This is a genomic window from Marimonas arenosa (genome assembly GCF_030848945.1).
Taxonomy (GTDB): Bacteria; Pseudomonadota; Alphaproteobacteria; order Rhodobacterales; family Rhodobacteraceae; genus Marimonas; species Marimonas arenosa.
The window spans coordinates 1-231 of the sequence record NZ_JANHAX010000024.1 but is presented as its reverse complement, the minus strand read 5'-3'; the positions used below and the strand labels follow the sequence as shown (position 1 = coordinate 231).

At 67.5% G+C, this 231-nt stretch carries 1 pseudogene; it reads right to left on the bottom strand.

What is annotated here, in order from left to right:
• Positions 1-231, bottom strand: a pseudogene (locus NO357_RS21325) (efflux RND transporter periplasmic adaptor subunit); the annotation flags it as partial.

Here is a 231-nt window from a genome sequence, read left to right as displayed (position 1 = left end):
CGCTTCCTGCAGGCTGGCATTGGCGATGGCAACGTCCGCATCGGCTTGGGCCAGGGTAGTGGTGGCGTTTTCAAGATCCACTCCCGCGGTTACGCGGCGTTCGCGCAGGGCCTCGGTGCGGGCAAGCTGGTCCTGGGCGTTTTGCCGGGTCGCCTCGGCTCGCGCCAGGGTGGCCTCGGCACTGGCAACGCGCACCGCATAGGGCGCGGGGTCGATCTTGTAGAGAACATC